Origin of the sequence: Desulfovibrio piger, from assembly GCF_951793255.1 — a bacterium.
Taxonomy (GTDB): domain Bacteria; phylum Desulfobacterota; class Desulfovibrionia; order Desulfovibrionales; family Desulfovibrionaceae; genus Desulfovibrio.
The window spans coordinates 2,170,345-2,188,546 of the sequence record NZ_OX636706.1 but is presented as its reverse complement, the minus strand read 5'-3'; the positions used below and the strand labels follow the sequence as shown (position 1 = coordinate 2,188,546).

18 protein-coding genes are annotated in these 18,202 nt (G+C 61.0%); 15 read left to right on the top strand and 3 right to left on the bottom strand.

What is annotated here, in order from left to right; all coding sequences use genetic code 11:
• Window positions 1-328 precede the first annotated feature (328 nt).
• From Q4I12_RS09705 to Q4I12_RS09660, 10 genes are all read left to right on the top strand, one after another.
• Entirely contained in the window at window positions 329-760 is a 432-nt protein-coding gene (locus Q4I12_RS09705; protein ID WP_302261440.1) for a WYL domain-containing protein, read from the top strand.
• Window positions 761-1,040: 280 nt separating this feature from the next.
• Window positions 1,041-2,630: a nickel ABC transporter substrate-binding protein gene (gene nikA, locus Q4I12_RS09700; RefSeq protein ID WP_302261439.1), complete on the top strand. Its 1,590-nt coding sequence runs from the start codon at window positions 1,041-1,043 to the stop codon at window positions 2,628-2,630.
• Between the two features lie 78 nt (window positions 2,631-2,708).
• Window positions 2,709-3,650 carry a nickel/cobalt ABC transporter permease gene (gene opp1B / locus Q4I12_RS09695; RefSeq protein WP_006004724.1) on the top strand — a complete coding sequence of 314 codons (942 nt, stop codon included), beginning with the start codon at window positions 2,709-2,711 and terminating at the stop codon, window positions 3,648-3,650.
• Complete coding sequence (opp1C, locus tag Q4I12_RS09690) at window positions 3,651-4,475, top strand: nickel/cobalt ABC transporter permease (RefSeq protein ID WP_006004722.1); 825 nt, start codon at window positions 3,651-3,653, stop codon at window positions 4,473-4,475.
• Window positions 4,472-5,308 carry an ABC transporter ATP-binding protein gene (locus tag Q4I12_RS09685; RefSeq protein WP_302261438.1) on the top strand — a complete coding sequence of 279 codons (837 nt, stop codon included), beginning with the start codon at window positions 4,472-4,474 and terminating at the stop codon, window positions 5,306-5,308. Before opp1C ends, Q4I12_RS09685 begins: the two co-directional genes overlap by 4 nt.
• Window positions 5,305-6,159, top strand: a complete 855-nt coding sequence (locus tag Q4I12_RS09680; RefSeq protein WP_204625480.1) for an ABC transporter ATP-binding protein — start codon at window positions 5,305-5,307, stop codon at window positions 6,157-6,159. The genes Q4I12_RS09685 and Q4I12_RS09680 overlap by 4 nt, the downstream gene beginning before the upstream one ends.
• 13 nt (window positions 6,160-6,172) lie before the next feature.
• A complete protein-coding gene (locus tag Q4I12_RS09675) occupies window positions 6,173-7,531 on the top strand; it encodes an MATE family efflux transporter (protein ID WP_302261437.1) in 1,359 nt (452 codons plus the stop codon).
• Between the two features lie 23 nt (window positions 7,532-7,554).
• Window positions 7,555-8,490, top strand: coding sequence for a M14 family metallopeptidase (locus Q4I12_RS09670; protein ID WP_302261436.1), 936 nt, complete (start codon window positions 7,555-7,557; stop codon window positions 8,488-8,490).
• Between the two features lie 183 nt (window positions 8,491-8,673).
• Window positions 8,674-9,429 carry a LysR family transcriptional regulator gene (locus Q4I12_RS09665; RefSeq protein ID WP_302261435.1) on the top strand — a complete coding sequence of 252 codons (756 nt, stop codon included), beginning with the start codon at window positions 8,674-8,676 and terminating at the stop codon, window positions 9,427-9,429.
• Between the two features lie 204 nt (window positions 9,430-9,633).
• Window positions 9,634-11,178: an outer membrane homotrimeric porin gene (locus Q4I12_RS09660; protein WP_168934980.1), complete on the top strand. Its 1,545-nt coding sequence runs from the start codon at window positions 9,634-9,636 to the stop codon at window positions 11,176-11,178.
• 39 nt (window positions 11,179-11,217) lie between these two features.
• Here Q4I12_RS09660 and Q4I12_RS09655 read toward each other — a convergent pair whose 3' ends face one another.
• From Q4I12_RS09655 to Q4I12_RS09645, 3 genes are all read right to left on the bottom strand, one after another.
• On the bottom strand, window positions 11,218-11,475 hold the full coding sequence (locus tag Q4I12_RS09655; RefSeq protein ID WP_302261434.1) for a hypothetical protein: 258 nt from the start codon (window positions 11,473-11,475) through the stop codon (window positions 11,218-11,220).
• 122 nt (window positions 11,476-11,597) lie between these two features.
• Complete coding sequence (locus Q4I12_RS09650; RefSeq protein ID WP_289615799.1) at window positions 11,598-12,344, bottom strand: Rossmann-like domain-containing protein; 747 nt, start codon at window positions 12,342-12,344, stop codon at window positions 11,598-11,600.
• A gap of 329 nt (window positions 12,345-12,673) precedes the next feature.
• A complete protein-coding gene (locus Q4I12_RS09645) occupies window positions 12,674-14,254 on the bottom strand; it encodes a putative bifunctional lysylphosphatidylglycerol flippase/synthetase (RefSeq protein ID WP_204626520.1) in 1,581 nt (526 codons plus the stop codon).
• A 242-nt stretch (window positions 14,255-14,496) separates the two neighbouring features.
• On the opposite strand from Q4I12_RS09645, the gene greA reads away from it, so the two are divergent.
• From greA to Q4I12_RS09620, 5 genes are all read left to right on the top strand, one after another.
• Window positions 14,497-14,985 (top strand): transcription elongation factor GreA, encoded by a 489-nt coding sequence (greA, locus tag Q4I12_RS09640; RefSeq protein ID WP_168935013.1) that lies wholly within the window; start codon window positions 14,497-14,499, stop codon window positions 14,983-14,985.
• A gap of 161 nt (window positions 14,986-15,146) precedes the next feature.
• Entirely contained in the window at window positions 15,147-16,250 is a 1,104-nt protein-coding gene (locus Q4I12_RS09635) for an AI-2E family transporter (RefSeq protein WP_302261433.1), read from the top strand.
• Window positions 16,251-16,255: 5 nt separating this feature from the next.
• A complete protein-coding gene (locus tag Q4I12_RS09630; protein ID WP_302261432.1) occupies window positions 16,256-17,113 on the top strand; it encodes a D-alanyl-D-alanine carboxypeptidase family protein in 858 nt (285 codons plus the stop codon).
• Between the two features lie 86 nt (window positions 17,114-17,199).
• Window positions 17,200-17,406 (top strand): twin-arginine translocase TatA/TatE family subunit, encoded by a 207-nt coding sequence (locus Q4I12_RS09625; RefSeq protein ID WP_006004692.1) that lies wholly within the window; start codon window positions 17,200-17,202, stop codon window positions 17,404-17,406.
• Between the two features lie 11 nt (window positions 17,407-17,417).
• Window positions 17,418-17,855 carry an ACT domain-containing protein gene (locus Q4I12_RS09620; RefSeq protein ID WP_168934985.1) on the top strand — a complete coding sequence of 146 codons (438 nt, stop codon included), beginning with the start codon at window positions 17,418-17,420 and terminating at the stop codon, window positions 17,853-17,855.
• Window positions 17,856-18,202: the final 347 nt, after the last annotated feature.

Sequence of the window (18,202 nt, the reverse complement as noted above, 5' to 3'; positions counted from 1 at the left end):
ACCGCGTCATGTGTGACAGCCCGTATCTGGCGGCCGCCCGGCTGCCGGATACGGAGAGCCTGCCGCCAGGCGGTATCGGCGGTCGGCTGAGCAAGGGCCATATCGACTACGACCCCTTTGCGGCCACGCTGGACTGTCTGACCCAGGCCATGCAAGCGCGCAGCGTCTGTACCGTGAGCTACCGTGCCGCCCTGCACCGGCAGGAAAAGACCTGGCAGTATGCGCCGCTGCGCCTGCTGGCCTATCGCGAGAGCCTTTTCGTGCAAGGCTATATGGTCACGGATGACGGTCCGGTGGAGCGTCTGTTCGACGATACGACCCTGCTGGCGTGCATCGCATCACGGCCAGTCGCGTCACCGGACGCAGCTCTGCCGCCCTGCCGGACATCCCCGCACCGTCCGGCGAGGGGCTGGGCATCAGGGAAATGGAAGAAGAACCTTTCGAAGTCAGCGTGCGCTTTGCCCCGGAGGCCGCCACCTATGCGGCCGAACGCCGCTGGAGCCGGAGCCAGCGTTGCGAAATGCATGACGACGGTTCCGTCAGGCTGCCTATCAGGGCGCATAACGAAGCGGAGTGTCTTTCCTGGGTGCTGGGCTTTGCTGACAGGGCCCAGGTGCTGGCCCCGGACTGGCTGCGCAGGGAGATCAAAAAAACGGTCTATGCCATGGCCCGCCTGTACCACACGCCGCACAAACCGGCAGACACGGCCGAAAGCGGCGGCTCGCCTGCCGCGGCCTGCTCCCTGCGGCTGCGGGAGTAACCCACGATGCCGGACCTGTGTGCATCCCTACCGGATGTTCCTCTATCAGGTACTTCGTCCTGGCCACCCCGTTCGCATCCACGCAGGTTTCAGTCAGTCCGTACTCTACTTTGCCCCAGCGCCTGAAGGGCTCCTGGGATACCCATGCTCCGCCCTGCCGTGATTCCTCTTTCCTATCACGGGTAATGGGAAAAAAGTATTTTGCGGCATCAGAAGGTTATGGCATAGAGTCCATTGGAAATGAAAATGAATTTTTATTCCATAACAAAGGACGGACTGCATGACCATTCATTCCACTTTCGGCAAGCTGGCCTTCTCTCTTGCCCTGGCAGGGACATTCCTTTTTCCCGGCCTTGACGCCCGGGCCGCGAATGACACGACCGATACGCTGAATTTTGTCAACTACCGGGATGTCCGTGATCTCAACCCCCACCTGTATGCCGGTGAGATGTATGCCCAGGAAATGATCTTCGAGACCCTGGTGGACATCACGGCCGACGGTTACAAGCCCTGCCTGGCCGAAAGCTGGGATATTTCTGCCGACGGCAAAGTCTACACCTTCCATATCCGCAAGGGCGTCACGTTCACTGACGGGACCCCGTGCGATGCTTTTGCCATCAAGGCCAACTTCGATGCCATCCTGGAAAACCGTGCCCGCCATACCTGGCTGGAGATGATGCACCTGCTGGAAAAGGTGGACGCACCTGATGCCCAGACCTTCCGCATCTTCATGAAGGCTCCGTACTGGCCCATGCTTACGGAACTGGGCGTGACCCGTCCCTTTGCCATCATCTCGCCCAAGGCCATGAAAAACGGATCCACCAAGAACGGCGTGACGGCCTATGTGGGAACCGGGCCCTACAAGCTGACCAAGGTCGTCACGGACGAATACGCCGTGTTCGAGGCCAACGAGAACTACTGGGGCGAACAGCCCAAGATCAAGCGTGTCGTGGTCAAGGTCATCCCCGACAACCAGACCCGCATCCTGGCTCTGGAAAAAGGCGAGATCGACCTGATCTGGGGCAAGAACATGCTGGATGCCGATGCCCTGAACAAATACAAGGACAGCAAAGGGTTCGGCGTTGCCCTTTCCGCCCCCACGTCCACCCGGCACATCGTCCTCAACGGGCAGAATCCCGTGCTTGCCGACATCCATGTCCGCAAGGCCCTGCAGCATGCCACCAACCGTGTCGCCATCGCCAAGGGGGTGTTCCACAATACCGAACTTCCCGCAGATACGCTGTATGCCCGCAGTGTCCCCTATTGCGACATCGATCTGAAACCCTACGAATATGACATGGCCAAGGCCGCCAGGATCCTGGACGAGGCCGGCTGGAAGCCGGGCTCCGACGGCATTCGCCAGAAGGACGGCAAGCGCATGGAGCTGGGGCTGCTCTACAACAGCAACAGCGTGACGGAAAAGACCATCGCCGAATACCTGCAGCATGAATACGGCAAGCTCGGCATCAAGGTGAGCCTGCGCGGCGAGGAAGAACAGTCCTATCGCGACAACATGAAGAACGGCCTGTTCGACATGATCTTCAACATCTGCTGGGGCATGCCTTACGACCCGCAGTCTTCCATGGCCGCCATGCGCCAGCGCGTCTACGGCGACTATGCCGCCCAGCTTTCCCTGCCCGACAAGGCCCAGATCGATGCGGCCATCACGGAGATCATGTCCTCCACCGATCCGGTCCGCAGGCAGGAGCTTTTCACCTTTGCCCTGACCCATCTGCATGAGGATGCCATCTACATCCCCCTGACCTACGAGACCAACAAGGCACTCTTCACCAAGCGCCTCAAGGGGGTGGGCTTCAACCAGACCCAGTACGAAGTGCCGTTCACCAGAATGTACTTTGAAGGGAAATAGCGGGACGGAAGTCCCCGCAGGGAAGGGCTATCCCGCCACAGGCCGGCCCTTCCCCGCCTTTCCCGCCCGGATCGCCTCATGAAAAACTACATCATCATGCGCCTGCTGGCCACCGTGCCCCTGCTGCTGGGCATATCCTTCCTGTGCTTCGTCTTTATCAACCTTATCCCTTCCGACCCTGCCGAGGTGGCCCTGCGCATCCGCCAGACCCCCATCATCACGGAAGAACTCATCGCCCAAACCCGTGCCGAACTGGGTCTGGATCAGCCCTTTCTGGTGCGCTATGCCCACTGGCTCTGGGATTGCCTGCACTTCGACCTGGGCGTGAGCTACACCAATCCTGCCCGGACGGTGCTGGGCGAGATAGGCCGCTGTCTGCCGGCCACCCTGGAACTGGCCGGGCTCTCGCTGGTCTACGTCATCGTGCTCAGCCTGCCCATCGGCTTCCTGAGCGCCGTCTACAAGGACACATGGTTCGACCGCATCATGCGCGGCGTGGTCTTTGCCACCACGGCCATGCCCGTTTACTGGGTAGGCCTGCTGCTCATCTGGATCGTCAGCATCAAGCTGGACCTGCTGCCCACCAGCGGCTACGGGGGCTTTTCCAGCCTTATCCTGCCGGCCTTCACCGTGGCGCTGAGCTACATCTCCACCTATATCCGCCTGATCCGCAACAACATGCTGGAAAACATGCGCGAGGATTATGTGCTCTATGCCCAGGCCCGCGGCCTGAAGCAGCGCAGCATCCTCGTACGCCATATCCTGAAGAACTCCCTGCAATCCTGCGTGACCGCCATCGGCATGAGCATCCCCCAGCTCATCGCCGGCACCATCGTGGTGGAGAACGTGTTCGCCTGGCCGGGTGTGGGGCGCCTGTGCATCGCCTCCATCTTCAATCGCGACTATCCGGTCATCCAGGCCTATGTGCTGCTGGTAGGCGTGCTTTTCGTCTTCTTCAATCTGTTCTTCGACATCCTGCAGTATGTGGCCGACCCGCGCCTGCGCGAAAGGAAAGCGTAAATGTTGCAACAACTTTTCAAGAATCCCATGGCCCTGCTGTGCATGGGGATCGTCCTGGTCACGGCCCTGCTGGGCATCTTTGCTCCGTGGGTGGCCCCCAACGATCCCTATGCCAACGACATCCTCAACAAATTCGACAGCCCCTCCTGGCAATATCCCCTGGGCACGGACCATCTGGGGCGCTGCGTGTTCTCGCGCATGCTCTTCGGCATACGGCCCACGCTCTTTCTTTCTCTGCTGACCATGCTGGGCACCATCGGGCTGGGCGTGATCATGGGCATCACCGCAGGCTACTTCCGCGGCACGGTGGATGAAGTCATCATGCGTGTGGTGGACGTCATGCTCTCCTTCCCCAGCCAGATCATCATCCTGGCCGTGGTCGCCCTGCTGGGGGTGGACATCCGCAATGTGGTCATTGCCAGCATCTTTATCAAATGGGCCTGGTACGCCCGCATGATCAGGACTGCGACCATCAAGTATACGGGCATGAACTTCGTGCTTTTCTCCCGCAGCATCGGTTCCGGAAACTTCTACATCCTCACCCGGCACATGCTTCCCTGCATCGCCGCAGAACTGGCCGTACTGGCCTCGCTGGATACGGGATGGGCCATCCTCAACATCTCTACCCTTTCCTTCCTCGGGCTGGGCGTCCAGGCCCCTGTGCCCGAATGGGGCGCCATGCTCAATGAAGCCAAGAACGTCATGGTCTCCAACCCCGAGCAGATGATCGTCCCCGGCATCGCCGTGGTGGTGCTGGTAGGGGCCTTCAACATGCTGGGCGACTGCCTGCGCGACGCCCTCGATCCCAAGGCGGTGCGCCAATGAACGATATCCTCACCGTCAGGGACCTGTCCGTCCACTTCCGACAGGGGAAACGTCTGGTGCAGCTGGTGGACCGGGTCTCCTTTTCCGTGGCCAGGGGAGAATGCCTGGGCATCCTGGGAGAATCGGGCAGCGGCAAGAGCATGACCTGCAAGGCCCTGCTGGGCCTGCTGGACGCCAACTTCCAGGTCACCGGCAGTTCCCGTTTTGAAGGCAAGCCCCTGCTGAGCCAGACACCGGAGCAGCTGCGCCGCCTGCGGGGCGGCAAGATCAGCATGGTCCTGCAAAATCCCATGTCCTGCTTCGATCCCCTGTACCGCATCGGGGAGCAGATGGCCGAGACCCTGCAGGAGCACACCGCCCTGAAAGGCAGGCCCCTGCAAAAAAGGATGGAGGACATCCTCCGCCTGATGCGCATCCACGATCCGGCGGACGTGCTGCGCAAATACCCGCACCAGCTCTCGGGCGGCATGTTGCAGCGCGTCATGATCGGGCTGGCCATCTGCATGCAGCCTTCGCTGATCATCGCCGACGAGCCAACGACAGCCATCGACTCCATCAGCCAGTATGCCATCATGCAAGAATTCCTGCGCATCAAGCAGCGCGGGGAAGTCTCCATGATTTTCATCTCGCATGACCTCGGCGTGCTGTCGCTCATCGCTGACAGGCTCATCGTCATGCATGACGGCAAGGCGGTGGAAAGCGGTACGGCACAGGAGATCTTCGACAACGCCACGGACACCTACACCCGCCACCTCATCAAACAGCACAGGGCCGTCATGCACCGCTTCCTGGATGCGCTGCATGCTCCTGTCCCCGGAAGGATACCCGCATGAACACACTGCTCCATGCAGACGACATCCACGTCTCATTCAAAAAGGAAAACCAGAAAAGCCTGTTCGGCCGGGAACGGCAGCAGGTCTTGCGCGGCATCTCCCTGAGCCTCCGCGAGGGGGAATGCCTGGGCATCATCGGTGAGTCCGGCAGCGGCAAGAGCACGCTGGGGCGTGTGCTTTCCGGCCTGCTCAAACCGGAGCGGGGCACAGTGCGCATCAACGGGCTGGATCTGTATGCCAGACGCTCCGCCCGCGAGGCTGCCGCCCTGCACCACAGCCTTTCCGTCGTCTTTCAGGACTATACATCTTCGGCCAATCCCCGTTTCAGAGTGGAACATATCATCGGGGAGTCCTTGCGGGCCCTGGAACGCAGTACGGGCCAGCGTGTGGACCGTCGTGCCCGGATCTGTGAGCTGCTGGAGCAGGTGGGCCTGCCGGCCGCGTTCATCTCCCGCTATCCGCATGAACTGAGCGGCGGTCAGTTGCAGCGTGTATGCATCGCCCGTGCCCTGGCCATCCGGCCGCGCATCATCCTTCTGGACGAGGCCATCAGCTCGCTGGACGCTTCCACCCAGGTGCAGATCATGGACCTGCTCATCGAGCTGCGTCGGGATCTGGGGCTTTCCTACCTGTTCATTACCCACGACCTGACCAGCATCACCTACCTGTGTGACCGGGTCGTTTTCATCGACGCGGGCACCATCGTGGAACAGGTGGACGATATCCGGTGCATCGCCATGATCCGTAACGATTATGCCCGCAACCTGCTGGGATCCGTCATGGGCATCGGTGTGGAGCACGGCAGCGGGGCTGCCCGCACCGGGCAGGATCGTTACGCTGCCATTGCCTGAGAAGGACAGATTCATGCCCCCGGTTCCTCCCCAGGCGGCCGCCCTGTCCGCCCCCTCCCGCAGGGAATATGCAGCCATGCTGCTGCCCTTCATCCTCTCCACGGTGACGCAGCCGCTCATCGGCGCCGTGGATACGGCTGTCATGGGACGCCTTTCCGACCCTTCCTATATCGCGGGAGTGGCCGTAGGTGCCGTCATCTTCAATACCCTGTACTGGCTGCTGGGTTTCCTGCGCGTGGGCTCCACGGGGTTCAGCGCGCAGGCCCTGGCCACAGGGGATGCAGAGGCCGCCTGGAAGGCATTCCTTTTGCCGGGCCTCATGGCCCTGCTGCTGGGCACGCTCATCCTGTTGTGCCGGGATGCCGTCTTTTCCGGTGCCATGTTCCTGTTGCGCCTTGATCCGGCTGCCAGAGAAGTCGCCGGGATCTATTACGACATCCTGATCTGGACGGCTCCCCTCACGCTGCTGAACTACGCCATACTGGGCTGGCTCATGGGGCAGGCCCGCATCAGGGCCTCCCTGCTCATGCAGATAGGCGGCAATGCGGTCAACATGCTGCTCGACTTGCTTTTCGTAAGCCTGTTCGGCTGGGGGGTACCGGGAGTGGCCGCAGCATCCGTACTGGCCTGCCTGTTTGCCACCATCACCGGGCTGGTCGCCATGCGGGATTCCCTGCCTCCCCTCCCTGCCCCGCTCCCCAGTCTCGTCCGCGTGGGGGAAATGCTGCGCATGGCACGGGTCAACGGCAATCTGTTCCTGCGTACGGTCTGCCTGCTGACCCAGACCAACATCTTCATGATCACCACGGCATCTTTCGGGACCCTGACCATCTCGGCCAATGCCGTCATCCTCCAGATCATGCTGATCTTCTCCTATGTTTTCGAGGGGATCGCCAATACATCGAGCGTATTTGCCGGAAAGGCCGCCGGACAGGGCTGTGCCGCCATTCTGGAAAGGACACGGCGCCTTACCCTGCACTGGTCCCTGGCGGCGCTGCTGGGCATGACCCTGATCTACGCCCTGGGGCACACGCCTTTGCTGCGCCTGTTCACCGATCTGCCGGAAGTCCTGGCCGCTGCGGAACGGTATGCGGACTGGGGGATATGCTTCCCGGCATGTGCGGCCCTGGGCCTGACCTACTATGGCCTGTTCACGGGCAGCAGCCTGACCCGCCCGGTCTTCCTCTCCACCCTGCAGGCCCTCGTGGCTTTTGGTCTGGCCTGGCTGGCTTTTGTCCCTTTCTGGGGCAACCACGGCCTGTGGGGCGCATACCTGATCTTTTATGCCGGCAGGTCGTTCTTCCTGCTGCGCTACTGGCCCCGGCTGCGTGACGCGCCTTTCTTCAGGCATGGCGGCGCGGCCCTTTGCTGAACCTTATCCTGACAGAGACGTACATGAACTTTCATCAAGCTTCGCGGGCGGAAGCCGCCCCGGGACAAAAAACGATCGCCCTGCTCCGTGACCGTGACCTCTCCCTGCCCGTGACCACCATACACGGCAACAGACCCGGGCCGCGCGTGCTGCTTACCGCCGGCATACACGGATGCGAATATTGCAGCATACAGGCAGCCATAGAGCTGGCGTCAGAACTGGACCAGGACGTCGTGGCCGGACGGCTGACCATCGTCCACCTGGCCAACGCTTCGGGATTCAGCGAACGGCTGTCCGAGATCGTGGCGGAAGACGGCAAGAACCTGAACCGGGTCTTTCCGGGCAGGGATGACGGCAGCCAGGCCGAACGTCTGGCCCATCTCATCACCAGCCTGCAGGATGATGCCGATTTTTATGTGGACATGCACGGCGGTGATCTGCACGAAAGCATGCACCCCCTCGTCTTCATCCCTGGCGTGGCCGAAAAACGGATCACGGACAGGGCAAGAGAGGCTGCCAAGGTCCTGGATGTGGACGTGCGCGTCCTTTCTTCGGCCACGACAGGAGCCTACAACTCCGCCGCCTTGCGCGGCGTACCGTCCCTGCTCATCGAACGGGGCGGCAACGGCGTCTGGTCCCGGGCCGAAGTGGATGCCTACAAGCGGGACATCCGGGCGCTGCTGGCCCATCTGCAGCTCTTGCCGCCCGTCACGGGGCTGCCCTGCCGGGAGCAGCGCGAGATCCGGGATGCCGTCTATCTGACGTCGAAGGACCAGGGCTGCTGGTACCCGGAAGTCACGCCCGGAGCGCCTGTCAGCCGGGGCACGGTACTGGGGACCGTCCGCGACATCTTTGGCCGTGCCATCGACTGCTACCGGGCCGAAAAGGACGGCATCATCCTGTACATGACGGTCTCTCTTGCCGTGAAGGCCGGTACGCCCCTGGTGGCCTACGGCTAGACACAAGGGCTGCCGGCCAGCGTGCAGATCCGCCTCTCCGGGGGGCCTCCGCCCCGGAAACACAGGCAGTCTGCAACATGCCGGCACTCTCCTCGTCCGGGGCGCGAAAAAGCATCCTTGACGGGCCTCGTCCCGCAAGGCGCCCTTTTCACATAAAAAATACGCCTTCCGGCAAGCATCATCATGGAACTGCGCCAACTTGAACACTTTGTCACTACAGCCGATTTCGGCAGCACCCGGCGTGCTGCCGAGACCCTGTATACCTCGCAATCCAGCGTGAGCAAAAATATCAGCATGCTGGAAGAAGAGCTGGGGGTCACGCTGTTCGTCCGCTCCAACCGCGGTGTTTCCCTGACAGAGGCAGGCAGGGAATTTTATGACCAGGCCCACGCCATCCTGCAGAACGTCCGCCTTATGAAGCAGATGGGACGGCAAAAAAAATACAAGAAAATAAACATCTCCTGCTATCCGTCCACCATGATCTCGCGGCTGTTCTGCTTTTTGTACAACACCATCAACCACGATGAATACAAGATGTCATTTCTGGAAGGGACGGTGGAGGACATCGTGGACAATGTCCATACCGGCGTTTCCGATATCGGCATCGTCTACTTTTCCAAGGACCAGCATAAATGCTTCTCGCATGTCCTTGCCCACAAGGACATCGAATTCATCGAGATTTCGCAGCATGAGCCCTGCATCTACGTAGGACCCAAGAATCCCCTGTATGACCGGGAAAGCATCAGCTTCTCCGACCTTGATGACAACAGCTTCATCCAGCCGGTCAATGACTTTTTTTCCATAGAGCATCACCTGACAGGATCAGTGTGGGGATGTCCAAAGCGGCAAATTTCAAAAGTCTCTTTTCCACCAACAGCGACAATCAGATCATCGAGATGCTGCTGCATACGGATATCTGCAGTTTCGGCATACGTCTGATGAATGATTCCTTCAGAAAGTATGCCATCCGGGATATTCCCATAGATGGATGCGGAAAATGCCTTTCTTTTGGCTACATCAAAAAGAGGAATACGACTCTTTCCACGGAATATGAAACCTTTCTTGAGCTTGTAAAAAAATATCTTTGCGATCCCCAAAACAAAAAAACAACAGCATAAAACTACTGTCAAAGGAGTAACGGATATGAAGAAACACCTGGCCATCCTTTTTCTTGCGGCCGGCATGCTTCTGGGGGGAGCTCAGCAGGGCCAGGCCGTGGACTTCAAAGCCAAGGGCGTATGGATCAATATGCTCGAGTACGGCGGCGGGGGAAATTTCGTTAAAAATGACCGCAACGGCCATAACGTGACCGGATGGGGACGCTGGGGAGAGGACGAGTTCGAGGCCAAGACACGTGTCCGCCTGCAACTGGAGGCCATCGCCTCGGAAAGCCTTTCGGGGACCGTCTATTTTGAGATCGGCGCCGCCACCTGGGGCAGCGCATCCAAAGGAGGTGCCCTGGGTGCTGACAAGAATATCGTCAAGATAAAGCACAGTTATCTGGACTGGGTCGTCCCCGGCACGGCCGTCAAGGCCCGCATGGGCATCCAGCGTATCTTCCTGCCGGATTACGCCTCCGAGGCTTCGCAGGTCTTCGATGCCGACGTGGCGGGGATCAACGTGTCCGCCCCTCTTGGCGAGCATGCCGCCGTGACGGCATTCTGGGCACGGCCATTCAATGACAACTGGAGCGGGGGGGCGGACGGAACGACCCACTACCTGGACAATGTGGACGTATTCGGCCTTTTGCTGCCCCTGACCTTCGAAGGCGTACGCCTGACCCCCTGGGCCATGCTGGGCATGGTGGGCAGCAATGCCTTCCGCTCCGGCAATGACTACTATGGTAGCGGCTACGGTTCGGGCATAGGCCCTTCGTGGTATGCCCTGCCCGCCCACAAGGCTGATGGCACCTCGGCCAATGCCTACGGAACGGCATTCTGGGCAGGCCTGACCGGCGAGATCACGGCTGCCGATCCCTTCCGGCTGGCCTGGAGCGTCAATTACGGCACCTTCGATTCCGGTGAAGAAGCCCTGAACCGCAGCGGCTGGTATGCCTCACTGCTGGCCGAATACAAACTGGACTGGGGCACGCCCGGCATCTATGCCTGGTACAGCAGCGGTGATGACGACGATCCGACGAACGGTTCCGAGCGGCTGCCGTCCTTTGATTACAATAACGAATGCACCAGCGGTTTTTCCGGCTTCGGGACGCTCGGGACCTGGACCATCGGCCGCGATGCCGTACTGGGCTATACCCTGGCCGGTACATGGGGCTTTGGTGCGCGCATCCGGGACCTGAGCTTCATCGACAAACTCAGCCACACCATCCGTGTCAACTTCTATAACGGGACCAATGCCCCCAGGATGGCCCGCTACATCAAGGGAGAACTGGACGTTCCCGGCCATGCGGGCCGCAGCCTGTACGGCACGGCTTCGGACTTCAATAACGTCAACACCAATGGCGGCATCTACCTGACGCAGCGGGACTATGCCGCGGAATTCGGCATCATGAGCTCCTACCAGATCTATGACAACCTGCGTCTGCTGGTGGAAGCCAACTATATAGCCCTCTGGCTGGATCAGTCGTCCGATGTCTGGGGAGGTTTCAGCAAGAACGGCAGCTGGCACCGTGCCAACAGCATCGAGGACGCCTGGAACGTCAACATGAGCTTCATCTACAAATTCTAGGTTTCGTAAAATGCGGGCCGGACATGTTTGACGCCGTCATCAGGCCGGCCTGCCGCACAAAACCTCTTCCTGCCGCAGGAGACCTGCCTTTCGGGGCTGTTGCCTGCGGTATTCCATCTTGCGGGTCCCCGCCCACATCCGGGCATAGCCTGCGGCACTGCTGCGCAGGGCGATATACAGTAGCCCCCGCAGGGGCGCGGGCAGAAGATGCAGCAGCACATCGCGGCAGCCTTCCCGCAGGCGCAGGGAAAGCTGCTGTTCCAGTACCTGGCAAAGTATCCTGTCATTGTCGGTCATATGCTTACCTCCGCATATGCCGACAGTCTGGAGCCCCTCACCTGTCAGGATGATGTCGGACAACCGACATTCTCCCGACAGCCAAGCAAGAGGACGCCATGGCCAGTCCCGCCGGGCAGGCCTCAGGCCGACATGGGGCAGAAGCGTTCCGCCCCCAGGACATGCGCCGCCCCGGCACAGGAGGTACCGAAGAACAGCACCGGCTTGCCGATATCCAGAAAATTGACGAACGAACCGTTGCAAAGCGTACTGCCCGTGCACAGCACCAGCTCGGCCCAGTCCCGCACCACATCCTGATAGGCTGCCATGCCGTCTTCCACCAGCACGCCGGACCGTACCGTCCCCACGATCTCGGGATTGAGATCCAGCACCCGCACGCTGAATTCTTTGGACAGCCGTGCCAGCAGCGCAGGCTGGAACCCCACCAGGGCGATGCGCGGCGTACCGAAGCGTTCCCGGACAAGAGCGGCATACCGTTCCGCGCACAGCTCCGGCCCGTCATCGCGGCAGTGGACCGTATTGCCGATTTCGCCCACCGCCCGCAAAACGGCATTGAGCGTAGCCACCAGCATCCCGGCTGCCTGGGGATCATGTGTCGTGTCCAGTTCAAGCACATCGGCCAGCGAGCCCTCGAAATCCACCGGCGCACTGGTGAAGGCCTGCCCAAGGGCCTCGCCGAACCGGGCCTGAAGCATGACTTCCCTGCCGTTGAGAATGGGATAGTCCGTGCGCGCGGTCCTCCCTATGGCTTCTTCCGGGGTAAGGCCGCGGCTTTTCAGGCTGATGCTGCGCTCGTCCAGATGATGCCGTGCGATGGCATCACGCAATGCCTCCTTGAGGCGGGCATACAGGATTTCTTCCGTCATCATGGTCCATACCTCCAAATGGTAACGGGCGTCTTCCAGCCTGAAAGACGCCCCAAAAAAACACCAGTATAGCGGCAATAGCCGGCGTTTTTGCTGCCCTGTCATCCGCCACGTTGCCAGGCACATGCCATGTCCCGGCCCGGACACCTGCAGCCAGACGGCGGAAGCCCTCCGGCCTCCTTTTTACCGGTCCGACCGGAGAAAACGCTTGCCCCGGTCATGCTTGCCGCGGCTGACAGTCTGCCCGCAGCCTCAAAAAGAACTCCGGCCCCTCCGCCCCGCCAACGAAAAAGGCTGCCCCATGCGGGACAGCCCTCAGATACATCTCGACTTCAGGCGCGCGGGACACGCCCGGATTGCAGATTGCGTTCCTGCAGGCGCTTGCGGGCCCGCAGGCTGACCCGGACGAGCCACGACACCAGGACCACGACCGCGATGCCCACATCGGCCAGCAGTACGCGCGAAGCGTTGAAGTGCTGCTCAAAGCCCCACAGGGTGGCCCTGTCCCATGCCGGATGGTAGATGAACCAGCCCAGGCCCATGGCCAGGCCCAGAGCCGCAAAGGCGAGGACCAGCCAGTGTGCCGGGATGGCTTCTTCCCAGAAGAAGGAAGAACGGTAGAAGCGGCGCCGGGACAGCCAGACCGTTATAAGCACCACCAGAGCGGCACCGGCGGCCAGGAAGGAGAGGCCCTTGAGCAAAGCCCCTGCGATGCCCAACAGCAACAGGATCACCGCCATCCAGAAGGCACGGTTCTGGCGCCGCTCCAGCCCATAGGCCACGAAGAGCAGCAAGGCCCCGGAAAGCGCACAGACCAGATGCCCGCCCATGAGCAGGGTACGGGGAAGGAAGTCGTCAAGCTGCGCCACCACGGCGGGCAGCGTCGGCAGCATGGCGGAGACCAGCAGGATGCAGCCGCCCACGAAGGTGGTGTAGGCCGCGATGGAATGGGAAAGTACCGAAAGCCAGCGCCCCGCTTCCCGCAGGGTATTGCGGCTTTGCCGGGCTTCGTACACGGCCAGCAGGGCCGCGGCGGCCAGCAGCGGCAGGATGAAATAGATCAGGCGGAACAGCAGCACGGCTGCAAAAACGGCCTGCTCGCGCGGGGTATGCGTCAGGTGCAGGATGACCAGCTCGAAGACCCCCACGCCACCGGGCACGTGGGTCAGCACCACGGCCACCTGCGCCATGAGGTAGCTGGGCAGGAAGTCGATGAAGCCGATGCCCAGATCATCGGGCAGCAGCACATACATGCAGGCGGCGGCAGCGATCAGGTCCACCCCGGCCACGACCATCTGGGCCACGGCGATGCGGGGAATGGGGAAGACGAATTCCTTGCCGAAGATATGGACCGGTTTGCGGATGGTGAAGCACAGCACCAGATAGGAAAGGGCAATGGCCAGCAGGATGCCCCCCAGGAAGCGTACGTCATGGATGGGCATCTTGGCCAGCAGCTCGTCAGGGATCACGGGCGGCGCCAGCAGGAAGACCACGCCGCACAGTCCCAGGGCACCGACCCAGAAGGTGACGGCCAGCATGAGCACGAGACGGACGATCTCGACCAGGGAAAAGCCCCAGGCAGAATAGAACCGGTAGCGGACGCTCGTACCGCCCAGCAGTGCCCCGAAGTTGTAGCTGACGGCCTGCCCTACCAGGGAGACGAGCCCCACACGCGGCAGGGGCAAAGATTTGTGGATGGCCTTCAGGGCGAGCCAGTCATAGCCCACCAGGATGATGTAGTTGACGATCATCAGGCCGATGGAGAAACAGATACTGCCCGTGGAGACCTGCTGGATGCTTTCTCTGATCTGGGCGATGCTGTAAGCTTTGAGCTTGTGATACAGGAGATATATGGCCAGCACGAAAAGTGCCGTTATGAGTACAGGCCCCAGGTAACGCAAGTATTTTTTCATGGCGTTCCGGCAAGGTAAGAAGTTGTTCAAATTATCTTCATCATATACGCAGCTGCCTCCCGGTGCAAGCCTCAACATGCCCGGCGGCATCCCGGCAGACGGGTGATCCGTATGGTCTGCGGGGCTTGACCAATATTGGGGCAACGGCTATAGTCCAAATAACGAATGCAGTTTTCACGCGCTCCGCTGCCCGCGCAGCGGACGCTTTTTTTTCATCTGACGAACAGAGGTGTATCATGGCCGTGACCAATATCCCCATTTCCAAGCAGGGCTACAAGCGTCTGGAAGAAGAGCTGGCCCGCCTGAAGAGCGAACGCCCCGCCATCATCCAGGCCATCAAGGAGGCCCGTGAAGAAGGCGACCTGCGCGAAAACGCCGGTTATGATGCCGCCCGCGAACGCCAGGGCATGGCGGAAGCGCGCATCAAGTATATCGAGTCCCGCATGGCTCTTTACCAGGTGGTCGACCTGGACAAGCTGAGCGGCGACAAGGTCATCTTCGGCTCCACGGTGGAAGTGGAAGACGTGGATACCGAAGAAAGCCGCACCTACACCATCCTCGGTCCCGACGAAGCCGAGCCCGCCAAGGGTTCCATCTCCTTCCTCTCGCCCGTGGGCCAGGCCCTGCTGGGCAAGGAAGTGGGCGACGAAGTGAGCGTGGACATCCCGCGCGGCCGCGTCACCTACGAGATCGTGGACATCACCTTCCGCGGCTCCAGCATCTTCGACTAACCGTTGGCACCGGAACACCATCAAGCCCTGCTGCATCCCTGCACAGGGCTTTTTTTCGGCTTCTGCCCCGCGGTCGTCCCTCTTCCCACAGGGAACTTGGCAGCTCCGGCCCCGCGTGCTATCCTCGCCCAGACCCATTCTGCCGCTTAAAGGTTCCCCGCATGCCCAACATGTTGCCGCGCCTCCTGTACATCCTTGCCGCACTGGCCTGGTTCCTGCTGCTCCGCCCCAACCCCGTCACCATCGTCATGGCCGGATGCTTCGCCTGCCTGACGCTGCCCGTCTACCGGCGTATGCGCTGCACGATCCGGCACTGGCGCAAGCGTCTGCGCCTGCGCCATCCGGGCAGGCTGGGGCACATCGTGATCTCCTGCTCCCATCGCCTGCCGCTGTACGGCTATATCGTCATGATCTTCTCGGCTGTGGTCATCCCCATCAGCACCCTGGTGCTGCTGGTGTCGCCCCAGGTGGCCGGCGGTCTGTCCAGGCTGCGGGAACTCCAGGCAAACAACTTCCAGCTGCCGCCCGAATGGGTCATGCGCTTCCAGGAGCTGCGCCACAGCCTGGCGGACTATCCCAAAGTGGACAAGATGATCTCGGAGTTCCTCAGCAACCTCGATGCCATGCTGGCCGATACCATGGGCCTGCTCATCAACCGCAGCGTGGACGTGCTGGGCGGCACCATGACCGTCCTCTGGACCCTGTTCCTCTTCGTGACGCTCACGGTCATCTTTGCCGCCTACGCAAGCCGCATCAACCTGATTACGGCCCGCATCTTCCACATACCGGCCACCATGCTGCGCCGTTTCGTCCTGGCCATCCGTCGGGCCCTGCAGGGCGTCATGCTGGGCATCGTCCTGGTGGCCATCGCCCAGGGGGTCCTGTGCGGTATCGGCTTTGCCGTGGCGGGCATCAAGCAGCCTGCCTTCTGGGGGCTGCTGGCCACGGTCGTGGCGCCCATCCCCTTTGTGGGCACGGCGCTCGTCTGGGGCCCGCTCTGTCTTTCCCTCTGGTTCTCCGGCGCCACCATGCCCGCCGTGGGCCTGGCCCTCTGGGGCACGCTGGCCGTGACCAGCGTGGACAACATCCTGCGCCCCCTGTTCCTGCAACAGGGCATCAATGCTCCTTTCTTCGTACTGATCATCGCCATCCTCTGCGGTCTTGGCAGTTTTGGTCCCATGGGGCTCATCATCGGCCCCGTGCTGCTGGCCATCGCCATGCAGGCTGTGGAAGAAGCCCATCAAACCTACCACCATATGGCCTGAAGCTCATGTTCCACTCCCCCTCCACCCCGGGGCGCTGGCTGTGCGTCCTGCTGCTTGTCCTTGCCATGCTCTCGCTGCCTGCCGGTGCCGATGCGGCCCGCAGGGCCCGCGCTGCCGTCATGATCAACCTGAGCAACGGCAAGGTGCTGTACGAGCACAACCCCAATCTGTCCATCCCGCCCGCCTCTCTGACCAAGGTCATGACCATGTATGTGGTCATGGACCGCATCAAGATGGGCCGCCTGAAACGCAACACCAGCATCCGTGTCCATCCTACGGCCCGGGTGGGCGGTTCCAGCATGCGTTTGCGTCCCCGCCAGAGAGTCACCGTGGACCAGCTCCTTACCGGTATGGCCGTGGCTTCGGGCAATGACGCCGCTATGGCCATATCCCAGCATATCAGCGGCAACAGCCGCAACTTCACCCACCTCATGAACCACAAGGCACGCCAGCTCGGCATGACCCGGACGGTCTTCAAGAATCCCACGGGCCTGCCCGCAGCGGGCCAGCGCACCACGGCCCGCGACATGGCCACCCTGGCCCGCGCCTATCTGCGCAGCCATCCCCAGGCCATGCGCTACCACAGCCTGCGCTCCTTCCGCTTCAATGGGCGCACCCTGGGGGCCACCAACACCATGCTGGGCATCCCCGGTGTCGATGGCCTGAAAACGGGCTGGACCGTGGCCTCCGGTTACAACATCATCGTCACGGCCCGCCGTGGCAAGACCCGCCTGCTGGTGGTGGTCATGGGCGGCAGGAGCCGCGCTGCCCGCGACATGGTCGCCCACAGCCTCATCGAAGCGGGATTCAAGGCACCCGCCTCTCCCCAGCAGGTACGCAAGCGCATGCGAGGTGTCCTTTAGCGCAGCACGTCTTGACCTCGGCACCTTCACGTCGTATGTTTTTCAAATCAATGGCCTGAAAGGCTCAACATTCAAGGGAGGCCCCCATGTTCGGCATCGGCATGCAGGAACTGTTACTTATTTTGATCGTAGTGCTGCTCATCTTCGGCGCCAACAAACTGCCGGAGATCGGTGGCGGGCTGGGACGGGCCATCCGAAATTTCCGCCGGGCCTCGTCCGAGCCTGACGAGATCGACATCACCCCCGGCAAGGACAAAAAGCCCACCTCGGGCGACGATGCTCCCAAAGCGTAGAGGATCCTGCCATGAAAGCTGAACAACTTTCCGTTTTTCTGGAAAACCGCGCCGGCCGTCTGGCCGAAGTGACCCATACGCTGGCTGAGGCCGGCGTCAACATCCGCGCTCTTTCCCTGGCTGATACCTCCGATTTCGGTATCCTGCGCCTCATCGTTGATGACCAGGAAAAAGCCAAATCCGTTCTCAAGGAACACAGCTTCACCCTGGGCCGCACCAGTGTGGTCGCCGTGCAGGTGCCCGATACCCCCGGCGGTCTGGACAGCGTGCTGCAGTTCGTCTCGCAGCATGGCATCAATGTGGAATACATGTATGCCTTCATCACCCGTGAAGCTGACTGTGCCATCATGATCTTCCGTTTCGACAAGACCGACCAGGCCGTGGATCTGCTCAAGAGCAACGGCTTCACTGTCCTGCCGCCGGATCAGCTGTTCGGCAACAAAGACTAGTCTATCTTGCAGCTAGCTGTTTTCAGGCCCCGCCCATGCGGGGCCTTTCTTTTTTCGGCCCGCAAGCAGCCCGGCGCCTGCCCTGATGCATCCGGTATCCCCGCCCTCACAGCTCACGGATTGCCTGTGCCGGCACAAGGCTGGCTGCACGCTTGCTGCCGCATCCTCCGCTTTTCATCCTGCTCCTGCCGCGTTTTTCCCGGCCATTCCCCAGTACCCGGGAAAACAGCTGGGAAGAAAAGTTTTTTGTTTTTATAACATATTGATTTTATTTATTTTATACTTAAAAAATAACTTTTCTGCAAAAAAAATTCCTTTTTGCCCCTTTTCAAGCGCAAAGAGTGTCT

Bases quoted from the DNA above. Each gene is read 5' to 3' on its own strand.
- Q4I12_RS09645 (WP_204626520.1), bottom strand. From the start codon at position 14,254: ATGAAAAAATACTTGCGTTACCTGGGGCCTGTACTCATAACGGCACTT.
- Q4I12_RS09650 (WP_289615799.1), bottom strand. From the start codon at position 12,344: ATGATGACGGAAGAAATCCTGTATGCCCGCCTCAAGGAGGCATTGCGT.
- Q4I12_RS09630 (WP_302261432.1), top strand. From the start codon at position 16,256: ATGTTCCACTCCCCCTCCACCCCGGGGCGCTGGCTGTGCGTCCTGCTG.
- Q4I12_RS09655 (WP_302261434.1), bottom strand. From the start codon at position 11,475: ATGACCGACAATGACAGGATACTTTGCCAGGTACTGGAACAGCAGCTT.
- Q4I12_RS09635 (WP_302261433.1), top strand. From the start codon at position 15,147: ATGCCCAACATGTTGCCGCGCCTCCTGTACATCCTTGCCGCACTGGCC.
- nikA (WP_302261439.1), top strand. From the start codon at position 1,041: ATGACCATTCATTCCACTTTCGGCAAGCTGGCCTTCTCTCTTGCCCTG.
- Q4I12_RS09675 (WP_302261437.1), top strand. From the start codon at position 6,173: ATGCCCCCGGTTCCTCCCCAGGCGGCCGCCCTGTCCGCCCCCTCCCGC.
- Q4I12_RS09660 (WP_168934980.1), top strand. From the start codon at position 9,634: ATGAAGAAACACCTGGCCATCCTTTTTCTTGCGGCCGGCATGCTTCTG.
- Q4I12_RS09625 (WP_006004692.1), top strand. From the start codon at position 17,200: ATGTTCGGCATCGGCATGCAGGAACTGTTACTTATTTTGATCGTAGTG.
- Q4I12_RS09685 (WP_302261438.1), top strand. From the start codon at position 4,472: ATGAACGATATCCTCACCGTCAGGGACCTGTCCGTCCACTTCCGACAG.
- Q4I12_RS09670 (WP_302261436.1), top strand. From the start codon at position 7,555: ATGAACTTTCATCAAGCTTCGCGGGCGGAAGCCGCCCCGGGACAAAAA.
- Q4I12_RS09620 (WP_168934985.1), top strand. From the start codon at position 17,418: ATGAAAGCTGAACAACTTTCCGTTTTTCTGGAAAACCGCGCCGGCCGT.
- Q4I12_RS09680 (WP_204625480.1), top strand. From the start codon at position 5,305: ATGAACACACTGCTCCATGCAGACGACATCCACGTCTCATTCAAAAAG.
- opp1B (WP_006004724.1), top strand. From the start codon at position 2,709: ATGAAAAACTACATCATCATGCGCCTGCTGGCCACCGTGCCCCTGCTG.
- opp1C (WP_006004722.1), top strand. From the start codon at position 3,651: ATGTTGCAACAACTTTTCAAGAATCCCATGGCCCTGCTGTGCATGGGG.
- Q4I12_RS09665 (WP_302261435.1), top strand. From the start codon at position 8,674: ATGGAACTGCGCCAACTTGAACACTTTGTCACTACAGCCGATTTCGGC.